This window comes from Citrobacter sp. RHBSTW-00944 (assembly GCF_013615435.1).
Taxonomy (GTDB): Bacteria; Pseudomonadota; Gammaproteobacteria; order Enterobacterales; family Enterobacteriaceae; genus Citrobacter; species Citrobacter braakii.
The window spans coordinates 679890-696678 of sequence record NZ_CP055418.1; the positions used below are offsets into that span (position 1 = coordinate 679890).

The window sequence follows — 16789 nt, forward strand, 5'->3', positions numbered from 1 at the left end:
CCCGGAAATCGCCTCGCAAAGAGAGAAAGTTACAGGTGAGAGTGTGGTTTACCAGCGCTACAGTCACGGCATCTTATTTCCAGGTGATGGATCGCCATGAAGAAAGTACCGACTTCCACCCCGCATGATGCAGTCTTTAAAACATTTTTGCGCCACCCTGAGACAGCTCGGGATTTTCTACAAATACATCTTCCCGCTTCGCTGCGCGAACTTTGCGATTTTCAGACGCTGAAACTCAAGCCGGATAGTTTCATTGAAGAGGATTTACGTGCGCACTATTCCGATGTGCTGTGGTCCGTGAAAACGACGGAAGGTGATGGCTATGTCTATGTGGTGATTGAACACCAAAGCACACCGGATGCGCATATGGCATTCAGGTTGATGCGTTACGCGGTAGCGGCCATGCAGAAGCATTTAGATGCCGGGCATCAGCAATTACCGCTGGTGGTGCCGATGTTGTTCTATCACGGTGCGAAAAGCCCGTATCCTTATTCCCTATGTTGGCTGGACGAGTTTGCTAACCCGAAGCTGGCTCGTCAGCTGTATGCTGTGGCGTTTCCGCTGGTGGATATTACGGTTATCCCGGATGACGAAATTGTGCAGCATCGACGTATGGCGCTGCTGGAGTTAATCCAAAAACATATTCGTCAGCGCGACCTTATGGGGCTGGTCGAGCAAATTGTTTCCCTGCTACTTACCGGACTGACTAATGACAGCCAGATAAAGACGCTGTTTAATTATATTTTACGAACTGGCGATGCGCCTCGATTCAGTGAGTTTATTCGTGAGGTTGCCGAACGTTCACCGCAGTATAAGGAGCATTTGATGACGATCGCCGACAGATTGCATGAGGCAGGGCTACAAAAAGGCAGGCTGGAAGGGTTACAGGAAGGACGACAAGAAGGGCTTATAGAAGGGCGACGTGATGAGGCGCTCCGTATTGCCCACACTATGCTGACAGACGGTATTGATATCTGCACGGTACAAAAAATTACCCGGCTTTCCGCAGAAGATATTCAGGGTTTAAGTCATTAGATATGACTTAACTCGCATAATCGTCTGGCCGAAATCACCGGGCGGTCCGGTTTACTCTATCGCCATCTTTACCGCCTCGCCGAGCTTTTGCATCACTTCCTGATGCTTCTCGTTTGGCGGCAACGCGCAGTTGATGCGTACGCAGTTGCGATACTTTCCGGATGCGGAGAACAGCGATCCCGGTGCGACCTGGATTTTCAGGCGACAGAGCTGCTTAGCGACGCAGACCATATCGACCTGGAGCGGCAGCTCGACCCACAGCATAAAGCCGCCTTTCGGTCGGGTGACGCAGATCCCGCAGGGAAAATATTCCCGTACCCAGCAGGTGTAGATCTCCATATTACGCTGATAAATCTGGCGCATACGCCGGATATGCCGATGGTAATGACCTTCGCGCACAAAGGAGGCTGCTGCCAGCTGCGTAGCGGGAACGTTAGTACCAATGACGGCGTACTTCATGTGTAGCAGTTTGTTGTAATAGCGACCGGGAACCACCCAACCCACGCGCAGTCCTGGGGCTACGGATTTGGTAAACGAACTGCAGAGTATTACCCGGCCGTCACTGTCCCAGGAGTGGATCGTACGCGGGCGCGGATACTCTGTGGCCAGTTCGCCATACACATCATCTTCAAAAATGACGATGTCGTGACGCTGGGCGAGGGCGAGCACCGCCCGCTTACGCGCATCCGGCATAATGAACCCGAGAGGGTTGTTGCAGTTGGGAACCAGCAGCACGCCTTTGATCGGCCACTGATCCAGCGCCAGCTCCAGCGCTTCAATGCTGATCCCGGTATCCGGATCGGTTGGGATCTCAATCACCTTGATCCCCAGGCCGCGCAGTAGCTGCATTGTGCCGTAGTAGGTGGGGGATTCAACGGCGACAATGTCTCCTGGCTGACAAACCGCCAGCAGCGCCAGCGACATTCCGCTCTGGCTCCCGTTGGTTATCACAATATCATCGGCGTTGAGGACTGAACCGCTATCCAGCATCAGACGGGCGATCTGCTGGCGTAGATCCTGGCTGCCGGGAAGCTTGTCGTACCCCAGCACTGCCTTCAGGTTATGCTGCACTACGCGGCTGAGTTCGCGCCAGAGCGGTTTCAGGCTCGGTTGACTGACATCTGGCGCGCCGCTGCTGAAGGGGATCACAGATTTATCGCTATGCCCTTTTAGCATATCCAGCACCAGATCCCACTGCGTTATCTCGACCGGACGCTGCACCGGGCGCGACATCGGCGGCACGGGCGGCTGTGCCTTTTGTGGTGCGACAAAATAACCGGAACGCGGCTGCGGGGTGATCAGCTGTCGCTGTTCCAGCATCTGATACGCCTGCTGGACGGTGCTGATACTGACCCCGTGCTCCTGACTCAGGTTACGTACCGAAGGCAGTTTTTCGCCATGGCGATACAACCCCTGCTCAATGCGTTCGGCCAGCAGATTGGCCAGATGTTGATAACGCGTCATGCTGTATCCCTCATGGGTACCATACAGATTAAAAAACCAGTACAGATTGGCGTGAAAAAAGCGATGCAGAACTCTTTTTAACCAATCTGTATGTTAAATAAAAGTACTTTGTGAGTCTGTATTGCTTAGGGCCAAATCCGTGAAGATAAAGCCTCAGACAAGGCGGGGAGGCAAGGTATGGAATTTCATGAGAATAAAGCAAAGCAGCCATTTATTGGGTTTGTTCTGATCTGGCGGGCATATAAGGCGTGGAGGTTACGGGCGCAAACGCGGCGCGTATTGCAACAGATGAGTCATGAGCGGCTGCGGGACGTCGGGCTGCGACGCGATCAGATCGAATAGCCGCGGATGGTGTTTCCTGAACGGTTTTGTGGCGACCTCGTTTGTGGTGGGGCGATGGAAGAGGAAGGACTGGGAGAAATTGCTCCTGGTTCTGCCAACGAAGGGAGTATTATTGAAGCTCTTTTGCTTCATGGAAGGATTATTATCAGGATGAAAGCTACAGAAGCCCGATTACTCGATTTTCTCAAACGCTCACAGCAATTTGTTATTCCCATCTATCAACGAACCTATTCATGGTCTGAGCAACAATGTCGTCAGCTTTGGGACGATATTATTCGAGCCGGGCAACGTGACGATATTTCGGCCCACTTTATTGGCTCCGTTGTTTATATAGAGCAGGGACTGTATCAGGTTTCGGGGATTTCTCCGTTACTGGTTATTGATGGTCAACAGCGCCTGACGACGGCGATGTTACTCCTTGAGGCGTTATCCCGTCATCTTGGCGATGAAGAGTTGATTGATGGCTTCTCCGCCATGAAGTTACGCAATTACTATTTGCTCAACCCCTACGAGTCCGGAGAGCGGGGATACAAGCTGTTGCTGACGGAGACGGATAAAGACAGCCTGCTGGCGCTGATTAAACAAAAACCGCTGCCTGAAAACGGTTCGCAGCGGATTGAGGCCAATTTTAACTTCTTCGATGAACAAATCAGCAAATTAGGCGATGACTTGATTTCGCTGTGTCGTGGGCTATCAAAGCTATTGATTGTCGATGTCGCACTGAATCGCGGGCAGGATAACCCGCAGCTAATTTTTGAAAGCATGAACTCTACGGGCAAGGCGCTCAGCCAGGCTGATTTAGTGCGTAATTATATCCTGATGGGGCTGGAGCCGGAACATCAGACGCGGCTGTATGACGACCACTGGCGACCGATGGAAATTGCTTTTGGTCAGAAAGGCTATAGCGAATATTTTGACAGCTTTATGCGTCATTATCTGACGGTCAAAACGGGGGATATTCCTAGGACCGATGAAGTTTATGAAGCATTTAAGTTACATGCGCGTAGCCAGGCTATCGCCGAAGAGGGTGTGGATGCGCTGGTAGCGGATATTCAGCGCTATGCGGAATATTTCTGTGCGATGGCGCTGGGGAAAGAGAGCGATAAGCAACTTGCTATAGCGTTTCAGGATTTACGGGAGTTAAAGGTTGATGTTGCTTATCCGTTCCTGCTGGTGCTGTACCACGATTACCGGGAGGGCAATTTATCACACGATGATTTTCTGAGTGCGATACGCCTGGTTGAGTCGTATGTTTTCCGCCGCGCGGTGTGCGCTATTCCAACCAACTCGCTGAACAAAACATTCGCCACGTTTTATAGAGTACTGGATAAAGAAAACTATCTGGAAAGTATTCAGGCGCATTTACTGGAACTGCCGAGCTATCGACGTTTCCCGGACAACGATGAATTTAGCCACAAGTTAAAAGAGCGCGATCTGTATAACTTCCGTAGCCGTAGTTACTGGCTACGCCGCCTGGAAAATTACGGGCGCAAAGAGCGCGTGGCGGTGGATGAATATACGATTGAACATATTATGCCGCAGAATGAAAATCTGTCGGCAAAATGGCGTGAAGAGCTGGGTAGCGACTGGCAGCGGGTACATAAAGAGCGACTGCATACGCTGGGGAACCTGACGTTAACCGGCTATAACTCCCGTTACAGCGATAAAGCCTTTGTGGAAAAACGCGATATTGATGGCGGCTTTAAAGAAAGCCCTTTGCATTTAAACGCCGGATTAGGGCAGTGCGAGAAGTGGGATGAAGCGGCGATGGATGCTCGGGCTGAGCGGCTGGCGAAGCGTGCCGTTCAGGTCTGGAGTGCTCCTGAGTTGGATGAAGATGTTCTTGATGGCTATCGTCAGCAGCCTGAAAAAGCGATGAACTACAGTCTGACGGATTTCCATCAACTGGAGGTCGGCTCACATAGCCGGATGCTATTTGACCAACTGGCACCAGAGATTTTAAAGCTGGATGCGAGTATCACACAGGAAGTGCTGAAGCTGTATGTCGCCTTCAAGGCGGAGACCAATTTTGTGGATGTCGTACCGCAGAAAAGCCGGTTGCGCCTGTCGCTGAATATGCCGTTCCATGAACTGGTCGATCCGAAAGGGATGGCGAAAGACGTAACGGATCTTGGTCGTTGGGGCAATGGTGATGCAGAGGTCGGTTTCAGCGATATTGCCCAGCTACCGTATGTGATGGGGCTGATTCGCCAGGCATTTGAAAAACAGATGGATAGCGCGGTGGTATAGCCTCGTCGTAACCCCGGCAGCATGGAGGCTGCCGGGGATAACGACTCGCATAAGTCACTATTGATAAGAAATATAAATCAGGCCGGATAAGCCATCCGGCAATAATCAAAACCTTAAGCAGGCAACGCGAAATGCCCCGTCGCCATATCAAACATCAGGCGGGCAAAGCCCTTAGCGCACTGCGGGTTCGATAAATACTGCAGCATAAATTCTTGTCGCGCTTCGTCACTGTCCATCACCGCGTCGTCTACCGCCTTGAAAAAACCGCCTAATATTGCCTGCTCGGGACTGTTATTCCTGATTTGTTTCATCACCGTTTCATTCTCAGTGATTTTATTAAACACGGTCATTGCGCTGCTGAGCATATCTTTATCCGTCAGATGGTCGGTGATAAACAGTTCATTCATTCGCGATAAAATATGCGACAGAAATTCCTCTTTCTTGTCTTTTGGTTTTGCCGTACCCACGTCGTTACTGGGATCAAGTGTATATTTCGCATCATCTTCTTGTAGTTTCAGATGTTGTTCGTGGATCTTTGATAAGCGATAGTGGCTCATCTCCACGTTACTGAGATCAATCTCGTCCTCTTCCAGATGTTGCTCATGCAACAGCGGGCGCAGATGGCGGGCAAACAGGCTTAGTTTCTCCAGATCTTTGTCATCGTACTCGACGATCTGCGACATAAACTCGTAGAAGCGAACAAAACTGCCAAGATCTTTCTTGAAAATCTCCAGACGATCTTTTTCCTGCTTGCAGGCCTTAAAGCTATTTTCCGCATTGGTAATTAATACCGTATCGCTTGTTTTTTTGGTGCGTTCAAACATCTCTTTTGCCATCAGGTAAGCATCGATTGCCAGGGCGTAGCGCTTTTTCCAGCGTTCGACCGCCGGTTTGCAAATATTGCTGATTGCCGCGTTGGATTTATTTTTGCTGAAGAATGCCATGCAGAATTGTTCTACTTCATTCCACTGGAAAATCTGCGTGGCACGCAGTTTTTCAAACAAATCGAACACCTGCTGCGGATTGCTGACGTCGGTCAGTTCCGCCGTCTGGTAATAGGGCTGGAACGCGCTGAGGATCTCGTCCGGATCGTTATAAAAATCAAGCACGAAGGTGCCCGATTCCGCTTTCCCTGGATAGGTGCGGTTCAGGCGTGACAGCGTCTGTACACACTCGACGCCGCCAAGGGCTTTATCCACGTACATGGCGCACAGCTTGGGCTGGTCAAAACCGGTCTGGAATTTATTGGCAACCAGCATGACCTGATAATCGTCGCTGTCGAAGGCTTTGCGCATGTCCCGGCCTTTCAGACCAGGGTTCATATTCATCTCGGTAAATTTCTGATTTAACAGCGCGAGGCTATTCTGGTCGCCTTCCTGGAATTCCACCTCCCCGGAAAATGCCACCATCGCGCTGATTTTCGGGTAATTGTTCTCGCTAATGTATTTATCAAAGGCCAGCTTGTAGCGAACGGCGGCTTTACGCGAGCTGGTGACCACCATCGCTTTCGCCTGACCGCCAAGCAGGTGCATAACGTGTTTGCGAAAGTGCTCGACGATCACCTTCACCTTCTGCGAGACATTGTGGTCGTGCAGCGTTACCCACTGATTGAGCTTCACCTTTGCTTTCTTGCTGTCGACTTCGCGGTCTTTATCTTCCAGCTTTTGCAGCAGCTGATACGCCACTTTGTAGTTGGTATAGTTTTTCAGCACATCCAGGATAAAGCCTTCTTCGATCGCCTGGCGCATGGAGTAGACGTGGAAGGCGGCCGGTTTATTGGTTTTTGACGTAGGTTGTTCCGGGTGCGGGCGGCGGCCAAACAGTTCGAGGGTTTTGGCCTTCGGCGTGGCGGTAAAGGCGTAGTAGTTCAGATTATTGCTGCCCTGACGCGCGGCGATGGTGGCATCCAGAATATCTTCTGACGACAGCACCACGTCGTCATCCATCTCTTCGGTCATCAGCACTTCTTTTAGCTGACGGGCGGTGGTACCGCTCTGTGAGGAGTGCGCTTCATCGGCGATCACCGCGTATTTACGCTGTTTCAGGCTGACGCTGTTTTCGATGGCTTTCAGGACGAACGGGAAGGTCTGGATGGTGACGATAATAATCGGCTGCGAGTTTTCCAGCGCGCTGGCCAGCTTTTCCGATTTAGAACCATCGCCTTCTTTATTATTGATGCGCCCGACCACGCCGTCAGCGTGTTCGAACTGCCAGATGGTGTCCTGAAGCTGGTCGTCCAGTACCGTGCGGTCCGTCACGACGATCACGGAGTGGAACTGTTTTTCTCCGTTCACGTCGTACAGGCGGGAAAGCTGATGGGCGGTCCAGGCAATGGAATTCGATTTACCGGAACCGGCGCTGTGCTGGATCAGGTATTTGTAGCCGGTTCCTTCCAGCGTTGCGGCTTTCAGCAGCTTGTTGACCACGTCCCACTGGTGATAGCGCGGGAAAATCAGGCTCTCTTTCTTCGATTTCAGCCCGTTCCAGTCCTCTTTTTCTTCAATCTGCAAATGCACGAAGCTGGCGAGGATTTTTAATAAGTTATCCGGCAGCAGGACTTCATTCCACAGGTAGTCCGTGGCATAGCGGGTGGTATCTTCGGGAATATTGTTGCCCGCACCGCCCTCATTGGTGCCTTTGTTAAAGGGCAGGAAGAAGGTGCTGTCCCCCGCGAGCCGGGTGGTCATAAAGACGTCGTACTGGCTGACCGCGAAATGGACCAGCGCCCCGCGCTTAAAGGTCAGCAGCGGTTCGGGTTGGTTGGTGGCCGGATCTTTCGCCAGACGGGTCTTTTTGTACTGCACAATCGCGCTTTGCACCGTCTGTTTAAATTCGGATTTCAGCTCCAGCGTGGCGACCGGCAGGCCGTTGATAAACAGCACCAGATCGATGCGCCACTTTTTGGCTTTCAGGCCGGTTTCCGCAAAGGCACAGTTGGAGGCATACGGGCTGTACACCAACTCCGGTACGATGCGGCAGAGATTCTGCCGATAGCGCGCCAGGGTTTCCGGGTTCAGATTGTGCTCGGGTTTAAACTGGCACAGGGAAAAGCGGGCGTTGCGGATTTTCAGGCCGTGGCGCAATACGCCCAGCGTGCCCCAGCTGCGCGACTGGATATCCGTAGCGTTACTGTCGGCTTTTTTAAGCTGCGTAACCAGTGCGTCGAGGAAATGGCGCCCGGTATCGTTGGGGTAGACGCGGGCGAATTTCTCCCACTCCTGCGGTTGGGTGGATTGCACAAATTGCAATGTGTCCTGCACGTAGAGCGCCCGTTCGCGATCGTAGCCGTCGCTTTTGCCGATAATCCAGCCTTTTGCCACCATCTGCGCGATGATATCGTTTTGCAGATTGACCTCTTTGGCGATGTCGTTGCTCATGCAAATGCCTCCGCGGGTGATTCTGCTTTGGTTTGTTCGCCTGGCGCAACCCAGTTGCGCACGTCGATTTTTCCGGTGACGGCGGCGGAGATTAGAGCGGTACGGCGTTCCTGGAGGAGTTGAATAATTTGTTGCTGTTTCTCCAGAAGATTATCAATTTTTGTGGTTTCTTGATCGAGAAAAACCGCTATTTTTTTCTGTTCGTTTGTCGGTGGCAGTAGCAGTGGCAATCTCCTGAAATCCTCAAATTTCATGGACTGTCTCAGACCCCCGCCCATACCATAAAAAACCTTAGTTGTATCGTATGAATGAAGTAACTGATATAAAAAATCGGGGGATATTATACTCTTTGATTTCAGTTTTAAATATGCTGATGTAATAATCCCTTTTTGTTTAACTAAACCTACGCGTAAACTATTTTTATCGTTTTGTAGATCAGTTAATCTTAAAATAATATCTCTGCATTCAACAATTTGATAAGTATTGAAGGATTCTGGAAGTAGCCCATAGTTTGTATCCACATTTCTGGGAATAATTTTCCCATAACTTAATGAAAGTACGTTACTCTCTATACCATCGTAATTTTTTTTCATCGATGCTTCGCATAAAGAAAATGTAGGCATTACTTCCCAGTGGGAGGGGATAGAGTCGACCCACTCAACACCAGAATCTTTCATCGGTACATCTGGATTTAGCCCTTTGGTCACCACATGGCTAATCACTGCGTGACGTTTTTCTTTCAGTAGCTCAATAAGTTGATGTTGTTTCTCGATAAGGTTATCGATTTTAGCGGTTTCGTGATCGAGAAAAATCGTAATTTTTTCGCTTTCAGAAAATTGAATTTCTGGGAGATGTATGTTTTTCAACTCTGAAGAGTTGGTGCTCCATAAATCTGCAACGATCCCTTTTCCGTAACGGTAAAACTCTTCTTGAAATGGACGACACCTGAGTAAGTAATGTGCGAATCTTGGATTAATACCCATAGGGCGCATGACTATGCTAATTAATGAAACTGAGCCATTGAATCGAGATACCCCTGCTGACCCTTTTCTGTCAGAACGACTATTTATCACAAAATCATCTTTTAAAACTAACTTACGGTTATCCCCAGCTTCTGTCTTCGCAGCTGTATCAAGTTGAGGAATTATACCTTGCATAGTAACCGATAAAGCAGGATAGTCTTTATCACTAACTTTTTCTCTTCTTTCTTCAAAAAACTGACCTAACCGTTTGATATTCCAGTGAGCTGGTATTTCCCCCAACCACTCCACCCCAGAATCCTTATATTCTGAATACGCCTTATATTTAGCCATCAGGAATGTACCTCCCGCAGCAGTTGCATAATCTCGATGCTGACCGCATCTAAATCCGCATCAATCTCCTCCAGTGGGCGCGGCGGCTGATAAATATAAAAATGACGGTTAAATGGAATTTCATAACCGATAATCCCGATATCGCCGTCTTTCGCATCACGCTTATCGGCGTTGATCCACGCATCCGCCACGTGCGGCAGGACTTCCGCTTTGAAGTAGCTCTCGATTAGCTCGCTGGTGGAAATAGCCGGATTCAGCGGCACATTCTCGTTATCGCGCAGGTCGCCATCCTGCTCAAACTCAACAACTTTTCCTTGGTAATCAAACGCGCCGTACAGCGGCTGAGCGGCCTCTTTCAGCACCTTTTTCACCACCGGTTCGGCATTCGGATTTTTGCGGGTGATGGCGTCGATAAGCTGCTTGTTCTCTTTGGCATCCAGCTTCACGCCTGCGGTGTTGAGCGCGCCCTTCAGCGTCAGCTGGAACTGGTTAAAGTCGTTGCTGATGACCTCTTTTCCCCCCGCCTGAGCGCCTACCGCTGCCTGAATACGCCGCGCTTTTTCCATTAACTCTCGCTGGAATTGCCACAGTTTGCTGTCGAACAGGTCTTTGATTTGCTTCTCTTTCAGCTCGGCAAACTCGGCTTTGATAATGGCGCGGGCTTCGGTTGCCAGTGTGGTGAAATCACCATAATTCTCATCCCGCCACTGCGAGGCAAATACTTCGTACAGGCGTTCCATCGGCGCGTTAAACGGCTTCGGCGCGAAGCGCAAAGTGGCAATGGCCTCATCGGAAATCTGTGCCGACAGGCGTAGCGGACGCTCAATGGTTAACCGGCGGTAACCAAAATCGGTGTTGTTGAAGATTTTGCTGGCGAAAGTTTTTGGCGCTTCGCTTTTCGCGGTAGCAGACTGGCGACCGCGGCTGGATTTTTGCTCTGGTGCTTTTTCCAGACCCAATACGTCCAGCGTGGTCGCACTAACTGACTCAATATCCCCGAAGGTTCGGGTAATCAGCCGGATATCCTCATCGCCCATTTGATGACGTTTCGACCCCAGCGATTTGCGCATCTTGTCGCACAGGTTGCTGCCGTCAATCAATTGAACCTTGCCCTTACGTTCTGCGATCTTTTTGTTGGATAAAATCCATATATAGGTGGCGATGCCGGTGTTGTAGAACATGTCCGTTGGCAGGGCGATAATCCCTTCCAGCAGGTCGGCTTCAAGGATGTAGCGTCGGATCTCGCTCTCACCGCTGCCTGCGCCGCCGGTAAACAGCGGCGAGCCGTTGAGGATAATGCCGATGCGTCCACCGCCGTTTTGCGCATCGCGCATTTTGCCGATCAGGTGCAGAAGGAACAGCAGTGAACCGTCGGAAACGCGCGGCAGGCCGGGGCCGAAACGACCGCTAAAGCCTTTCTGTAGATGCTCGTCGTTGATCTCCCCTTCAATCTTTTTCCAGTCCACGCCGAACGGCGGATTAGAAAGCATGTAATCAAACCGATCGGCCGGAAGCTGATCGTTAGAGAGGGTGTTGCCGAGCTTAATGCGGCTGACATCCTGACCTTTTATCAGCATATCGGCTTTACAGATGGCGTAAGACTCCGGGTTTAACTCCTGTCCGAAAGCACGCATGACCGCATTCGGGTTTAGTTCGTGCAAGTATTCCATACCCGATGAGAGAAACCCGCCAGTACCGGCGGTAGGGTCGTAAATCGTGCGGATAATACCGTCTTTGGTTAACGCATCATCGTCTTCCATAAACACCAGTGAGGTGGTCAGGCGCACGATATCGCGGGGGGTAAAGTGTTCTCCCGCTGTCTCATTTGAGCTTTCAGCAAAGCGACGGATCAACTCTTCAAACACAAAGCCCATTTCATGGTTGGAAATCGCTTCAGGGCTCAGATCGGTGGCCGCGAATTTTTGTACCACTTTATACAGTAGATTCGCGTCTTCCAGTTGCCCGACAAACTCGCTGAACTTGAAGTGATCGAAGATCTCGCGGGCATCCGTGGAGAACGATTGAACATATTTCTCCAGGTTGGCCTTGATACCGTTTTGCCCCATTTTGCTGAGGTCCATCGGTGAGGTGTTGAAGAATGTCAGATTGTCCGCCGCTCGCAGGATCATTTTCTCTTGTGCTTCTTCCGGCAGGTTCATTGACTGGATTTTTTCGACCTGAGCAAGCACGGATGGTTTGCTGCTTTCGAGTACGCACTCCAGGCGGCGCAGAAGAGTGAAAGGGAGAATGATGCGGCCATATTGTGACTGTTTGAAATCGCCGCGCAGCAGGTCTGCTACCGACCAGAGAAAGGCGGCCGTCTGGGAAAAACTTCCTGATGTCATAAATACAATCCTGGCCTCTGCTGTGAGGCTTTTTTTTCAATGGTTAGATAGTCTCCTTTTTACCAGAAATTCGTAAGTTGATCATTTATAAAGGTTTTTTATAATTTTCGGTGATTTTTGGGCATTAATGATCATCCTAATGAATGTTTTATGAGGGGGGAGAAAAAATAGCGTTCTCCGTCGGTAAGAGTGCGACAAACGGTTGGGAATATATGCCGGATGGCGGCTGCACCTTGTTCGGCCTGTGGGCGTAGGTTTTGAGACATGGTGGGGAATTGTAGGCCCGAAAGCTGCGCGCCATCGGGCAATCCAGAATGAGGGTTACTTCTTCAACCCCGCAAACGCGGCTCGAATCTCGTCTTCCGGCAGGTTAATGCCGATAAACACCAGCAGGCTGTGCGGTTGTTCGTCGTCCCACGGGCGATCCCAGTCGGCACTGTACAGACGCTGAACGCCCTGGAACAGCAGGCGGTTTGGCTCGCCGTCAATCCACAGCATGCCTTTGTAGCGCAGCAGCTTCTCGGCAGATTCCAGCAGCAGATTTTCCATTACCCGCGACACGTCACTGATGTTTACCGGGTAATCCAGCTCGACGACGATCGAGGAGATATCGTTTTGCTTGTCGGCGATAAAGTGGAAGCGTGGTTTGGCGCTGACCACGTTCTCCTCGAGCATGAAACCGTTGGTATCGAACAGCAGGGAGAGGTCGATATCACCATGCGTGACGGTATACACCGGGGCGCGGGCGTTGATGCGCGCCAGGCGCTCGCGCAGTTTCTCGCTTTCACCCGCCACGTCGGTTTTGGTCAGCAGGATGCGGTCAGCGTAGCCCACCTGCGACTGGGCGATAGTGAACTGGTTCATCTGCTCGTCGGCATGTACCGCGTCAACCAGCGCAATCACACCGTCCAACAGGTAGCGTTCGCAAATCACTTCATGGGAGAAAAAGGTCTGGATAATCGGGCCGGGGTCGGCCATGCCGGTGCATTCGATCACCAGACGGTCGAAATGGATGGCGCCTTTGTCGAGGTTGTCGAGCAGATCTAACAGTGCGTCTTCCAGCTCACTGGAGCGTGTACAGCAAATGCAGCCGTTGGTCAGGGTTTTGATCTGCGTGGCGCGGTCGCCAATCAGCTGATCGTCCACCGAGACTTCGCCGAATTCGTTTTCGATAACGGCAATCTTATAGCCGTGCTGCTCGTTGAGAATATGGCGCAGCAGGGTGGTTTTACCCGCGCCAAGAAAACCGGTGAGTAGGGTAACTGCAATCGGGGTCATTCATTTCTCCTTCTAACAGCAACTGCTTCCGCCGCTACCGTAGCGGGCTTCCTGGCGCTCGCGGAAGAATTCTTCGTAGGTCATGTACGGCTTATCGGGATGGTTGGTCTTCATGTGCTCGACGTAGTTGTCGTAGTCCGGAATGCCAATCAGCATCTTTGCCGCCTGACCGAGGTATTTTTTTGCCTGACCTAAAGTACCAAACATAAACAATCCTGATAAGCGAAAAGCCCCGCCGAAGCGGGGCTGAATACGGTTAGTGATGTGAAGAGGTCTTCACGCCGCCTTCCGGCACCGGTACATACGGCGTCTCTTTATCAGAGCGACCGTTGATGGCGCGGGCTTTCTGCCAGGTACGGAACCCGTAGAAAATGATGCTGTACACCACCACCAGGAACAGAATACTCAGGCCTGCGTTGGTGTAGTTGTTGACGACGATGTGGTTCATGTTGGCAATCTGCTGAGCGGTCAGTTCGCCGCCGTTAGCAATCTTCTCTTTGTACTGATTCGCCATGAAGAAGAAGCCTTCCATCTGCGGGTTGGTGCTGAACAGTTTCAGACCCAGCGCCCAGGTGGTGCAGATAAGCAGCCATACTGCTGGAACAACGGTAACCCAGATGTATTTGGTGCGCTGCATTTTAACCAGTACCACGGTGCCGAGAACCAGCGCCACGGCAGCCAGCATCTGGTTAGAGATACCGAACAGCGGCCACAGGCTCTTAACGCCGCCCAGCGGGTCAACAACGCCTTGATACAGCAGGTAACCCCACAGGCCTACGCAGCCCGCAGTACCGATGATACCCGCAACCAGAGAGTCGGTTTTCTTCAGGAACGGAACGAAGTTCCCCAGTAAATCCTGCAGCATAAAGCGGCCAGAACGGGTACCGGCATCCAGTGCGGTCAGGATGAACAGTGCTTCAAACAGAATACCGAAGTGGTACCAGAAGCCCATATCAGCCATTGGCAGCACTTTGTGGAACACGTGAGCGATACCAACGGCCAGCGTCGGTGCGCCACCTGCGCGGTTCAGAACGGACGGTTCACCGATGTCTTTCGCGGTCTGCAGGATCTGCTCAGGCGAAATGACGAAGCCCCAGGAACTGACGGTCGCCGCCGCATGTGCGGTTACGTCTTTCAGCTGCGCCATAATCAGCGGGGCGTTCTCGCCGCTCATTTCATGCAGGTTCGGCATGGTGATGCCAAGGCCCGCAGGCGGGGTGTTCATTGCGAAGTACAGACCCGGTTCGATGATAGATGCAGCAACCAGCGCCATAATCGCCACGAAGGATTCCATCAGCATGGCGCCGTAACCGATAAAGCGCGCGTCGGTTTCACAGGCCAGCAGCTTCGGTGTGGTACCAGAAGCGATCAGCGCGTGGAAGCCAGAGACCGCACCACACGCGATGGTGATGAACAGGAACGGGAACAGAGCGCCTTTCCACAGCGGACCAGTACCATCAACGTACTGAGTCATCGCCGGCATTTTCAGTTCCGGGTTGAGGATAACAATCCCCACCGCCAGACCGACGATAACGCCGATTTTCAGGAAGGTAGCCAGATAGTCGCGCGGCGCGAGGATCAGCCATACCGGCAGCAGCGCAGAGATAAACGCGTAGCCGATCAGGGTAAAGGTAATGGTGGTGTCTTTAAAGGTCAGCGCCGGGCCCCAGTACGGGTCGTGAGCAATCACGCCGCCGAAGTAGATAGACGCAACCAGCAGCACAATACCAATCACCGACACTTCGCCCACACGACCCGGTCGCAGGAATCGCATGTAGATCCCCATGAATAGCGCGATAGGTACGGTTGAGCAGACGGTGAACACACCCCACGGGCTTTCAGCCAGCGCTTTCACCACGATCAGCGCCAGTACCGCGAGGATGATGATCATGATTAAGAAGCAGCCAAACAGCGCAATGGTTCCCGGGATCGGGCCCATCTCTTCTTTGATCATCTCACCCAGAGATGCGCCGTTACGGCGTGAAGAGATAAACAGCACCATGAAGTCCTGCACCGCACCGGCCAGCACGACACCCGCCAGCAGCCACAGCGTACCGGGCAGATAGCCCATCTGCGCGGCCAGTACCGGCCCAACCAGCGGACCCGCACCTGCGATAGCGGCAAAGTGGTGGCCAAACAAGACGTTACGGTTGGTTGGAACGTAGTTCAGACCGTCATTGTTGATGACCGCCGGCGTGGCACGCGTCGGATCAAGTTTCATCACCTTTTGGGCGATGTACAGACTGTAGTAACGATAGGCCACCAGATAAACAGAAACTGAGGCGACCACGATCCACAGGGCACTGATGTGCTCACCCCGACGTAATGCCACTACCGAGAGGCAGAATGCACCGATGATTCCGAGAATCACCCAGGGTATGTGCTTGAATATCTTTTTCGTATCCATAGTAAAACCTGGTATCTAATTAATAATTGGCCGAAGCCGCGTGGGTTTGATCTTGTGTTTGAGGAGGTAAATTGACTGCTATGTTGGGGGGATCTTGCCAGAGAAATACGCGCGTAAAGTAAGGTAAATAAGTGAGCGGTTATATGTCAGCTTAAGCGGTCCCAAGTGTCAGTGAGCGGTTTTAATATGGGGTGTAGACCGGTAATTATGTGATTAAAATCACATAATTACCGGTATGAGGTTCACGCGACGGGAGTGGACGCCTGTATTTGAGTGGCTATAAGGTAGAGGTAGTAGGCGAAAATGGCGATAACCACGGCATAAAAGGTACATCGTTCAGTTTTGCCAACCGCGTTTTTACTCATGTGGCTCAGGAAGTCAAATAGGGCCCATATCACGATCAACATCGCAGAAAAATATAGGCCGACTCCCGCCATGCGAAATTCGCTATAGGGAAGCATTGCCAGCGTAAGCCCGAAAAGTGTACCAAACGTGGCTGCGGTAATGGATTTGCCCAATTCATTGAATTTAAATAAAAATCTTTCATAGATAAAAGCAGATTTTTCTTTTTTTGAATCGAATACACCACATAGCCTGAGTAAAATTACAGTAAATAACGCATCTATAATGAGCAGAAACATGATGCTTTTAGGTGCGATACTCTCCATTAAGATGCCTGAAATCTCCGGGATAAGGAGCTTTGGCACTATGGGGGTCATTAATCCTAAAATGCCTCCCAGCAGTAAGAAGGGAGCAGCATTAGATAATAAATCGAAAAATTTCTTTTTCACAGAGGGACTTCCTTGTTTTAGAGGCGGGTGACAGGACTTCCATTGGTAATCGAAGTGCGTATAAATGAAAAGCCCTCTGAAAAGGTGGGGAAGCCGCTACGGCACCTTTTGCGTGGTATGTGCCGAGTGTGTTTGCTGCTTTTTTCAGCGAGAGATATTGCCAGAATACCGGCTTTTCGAACGATAT

The 16789-nt window shown here is 51.2% G+C and carries 11 protein-coding genes; 3 read left to right on the plus strand and 8 right to left on the minus strand.

Going from position 1 to position 16789, the window contains the following annotated elements; genetic code table 11:
- Nucleotides 1-96: 96 nt before the first annotated feature.
- On the plus strand, nucleotides 97-1035 hold the full coding sequence (locus tag HV334_RS03240; RefSeq protein ID WP_181221171.1) for an Rpn family recombination-promoting nuclease/putative transposase: 939 nt from the start codon (nucleotides 97-99) through the stop codon (nucleotides 1033-1035).
- 51 nt (nucleotides 1036-1086) lie between these two features.
- Here HV334_RS03240 and HV334_RS03245 read toward each other — a convergent pair whose 3' ends face one another.
- Nucleotides 1087-2499 (minus strand): PLP-dependent aminotransferase family protein, encoded by a 1413-nt coding sequence (locus tag HV334_RS03245; RefSeq protein ID WP_172860613.1) that lies wholly within the window; start codon nucleotides 2497-2499, stop codon nucleotides 1087-1089.
- 177 nt (nucleotides 2500-2676) lie between these two features.
- Between HV334_RS03245 and HV334_RS03250 the strand changes: the two genes are divergently transcribed.
- Together HV334_RS03250 and HV334_RS03255 are read left to right on the plus strand one after the other, a co-directional pair.
- On the plus strand, nucleotides 2677-2841 hold the full coding sequence (locus HV334_RS03250; protein WP_181221172.1) for a DUF1127 domain-containing protein: 165 nt from the start codon (nucleotides 2677-2679) through the stop codon (nucleotides 2839-2841).
- A 150-nt stretch (nucleotides 2842-2991) separates the two neighbouring features.
- A complete protein-coding gene (locus tag HV334_RS03255; RefSeq protein ID WP_181221173.1) occupies nucleotides 2992-5091 on the plus strand; it encodes a DUF262 domain-containing protein in 2100 nt (699 codons plus the stop codon).
- 113 nt (nucleotides 5092-5204) lie between these two features.
- Here the strand turns inward: HV334_RS03255 and HV334_RS03260 are convergent, their stop codons facing one another.
- The 7 genes from HV334_RS03260 to HV334_RS03290 form a co-directional block, all read right to left on the minus strand.
- Nucleotides 5205-8468 carry a DEAD/DEAH box helicase family protein gene (locus HV334_RS03260; protein WP_181221174.1) on the minus strand — a complete coding sequence of 1088 codons (3264 nt, stop codon included), beginning with the start codon at nucleotides 8466-8468 and terminating at the stop codon, nucleotides 5205-5207.
- On the minus strand, nucleotides 8465-9781 hold the full coding sequence (locus tag HV334_RS03265) for a restriction endonuclease subunit S (RefSeq protein ID WP_181221175.1): 1317 nt from the start codon (nucleotides 9779-9781) through the stop codon (nucleotides 8465-8467). The genes HV334_RS03260 and HV334_RS03265 overlap by 4 nt, the downstream gene beginning before the upstream one ends.
- Nucleotides 9781-12126 carry a class I SAM-dependent DNA methyltransferase gene (locus HV334_RS03270; RefSeq protein WP_181221176.1) on the minus strand — a complete coding sequence of 782 codons (2346 nt, stop codon included), beginning with the start codon at nucleotides 12124-12126 and terminating at the stop codon, nucleotides 9781-9783. Before HV334_RS03270 ends, HV334_RS03265 begins: the two co-directional genes overlap by 1 nt.
- Nucleotides 12127-12447: 321 nt before the next feature.
- Complete coding sequence (yjiA, locus tag HV334_RS03275; protein ID WP_016151577.1) at nucleotides 12448-13404, minus strand: GTPase; 957 nt, start codon at nucleotides 13402-13404, stop codon at nucleotides 12448-12450.
- Nucleotides 13405-13416: 12 nt separating this feature from the next.
- Nucleotides 13417-13611 carry a YbdD/YjiX family protein gene (locus tag HV334_RS03280; protein WP_003830038.1) on the minus strand — a complete coding sequence of 65 codons (195 nt, stop codon included), beginning with the start codon at nucleotides 13609-13611 and terminating at the stop codon, nucleotides 13417-13419.
- Between the two features lie 49 nt (nucleotides 13612-13660).
- Complete coding sequence (gene btsT / locus HV334_RS03285) at nucleotides 13661-15811, minus strand: pyruvate/proton symporter BtsT (RefSeq protein WP_003830033.1); 2151 nt, start codon at nucleotides 15809-15811, stop codon at nucleotides 13661-13663.
- Between the two features lie 242 nt (nucleotides 15812-16053).
- Nucleotides 16054-16602, minus strand: coding sequence for a hypothetical protein (locus HV334_RS03290; RefSeq protein ID WP_181221177.1), 549 nt, complete (start codon nucleotides 16600-16602; stop codon nucleotides 16054-16056).
- Nucleotides 16603-16789 lie beyond the last annotated feature (187 nt).

Bases quoted from the DNA above. Each gene is read 5' to 3' on its own strand.
- HV334_RS03240 (WP_181221171.1), top strand. From the start codon at position 97: ATGAAGAAAGTACCGACTTCCACCCCGCATGATGCAGTCTTTAAAACA.
- HV334_RS03245 (WP_172860613.1), bottom strand. From the start codon at position 2,499: ATGACGCGTTATCAACATCTGGCCAATCTGCTGGCCGAACGCATTGAG.
- HV334_RS03250 (WP_181221172.1), top strand. From the start codon at position 2,677: ATGGAATTTCATGAGAATAAAGCAAAGCAGCCATTTATTGGGTTTGTT.
- HV334_RS03255 (WP_181221173.1), top strand. From the start codon at position 2,992: ATGAAAGCTACAGAAGCCCGATTACTCGATTTTCTCAAACGCTCACAG.
- HV334_RS03260 (WP_181221174.1), bottom strand. From the start codon at position 8,468: ATGAGCAACGACATCGCCAAAGAGGTCAATCTGCAAAACGATATCATC.
- HV334_RS03265 (WP_181221175.1), bottom strand. From the start codon at position 9,781: ATGGCTAAATATAAGGCGTATTCAGAATATAAGGATTCTGGGGTGGAG.
- HV334_RS03270 (WP_181221176.1), bottom strand. From the start codon at position 12,126: ATGACATCAGGAAGTTTTTCCCAGACGGCCGCCTTTCTCTGGTCGGTA.
- yjiA (WP_016151577.1), bottom strand. From the start codon at position 13,404: ATGACCCCGATTGCAGTTACCCTACTCACCGGTTTTCTTGGCGCGGGT.
- HV334_RS03280 (WP_003830038.1), bottom strand. From the start codon at position 13,611: ATGTTTGGTACTTTAGGTCAGGCAAAAAAATACCTCGGTCAGGCGGCA.
- btsT (WP_003830033.1), bottom strand. From the start codon at position 15,811: ATGGATACGAAAAAGATATTCAAGCACATACCCTGGGTGATTCTCGGA.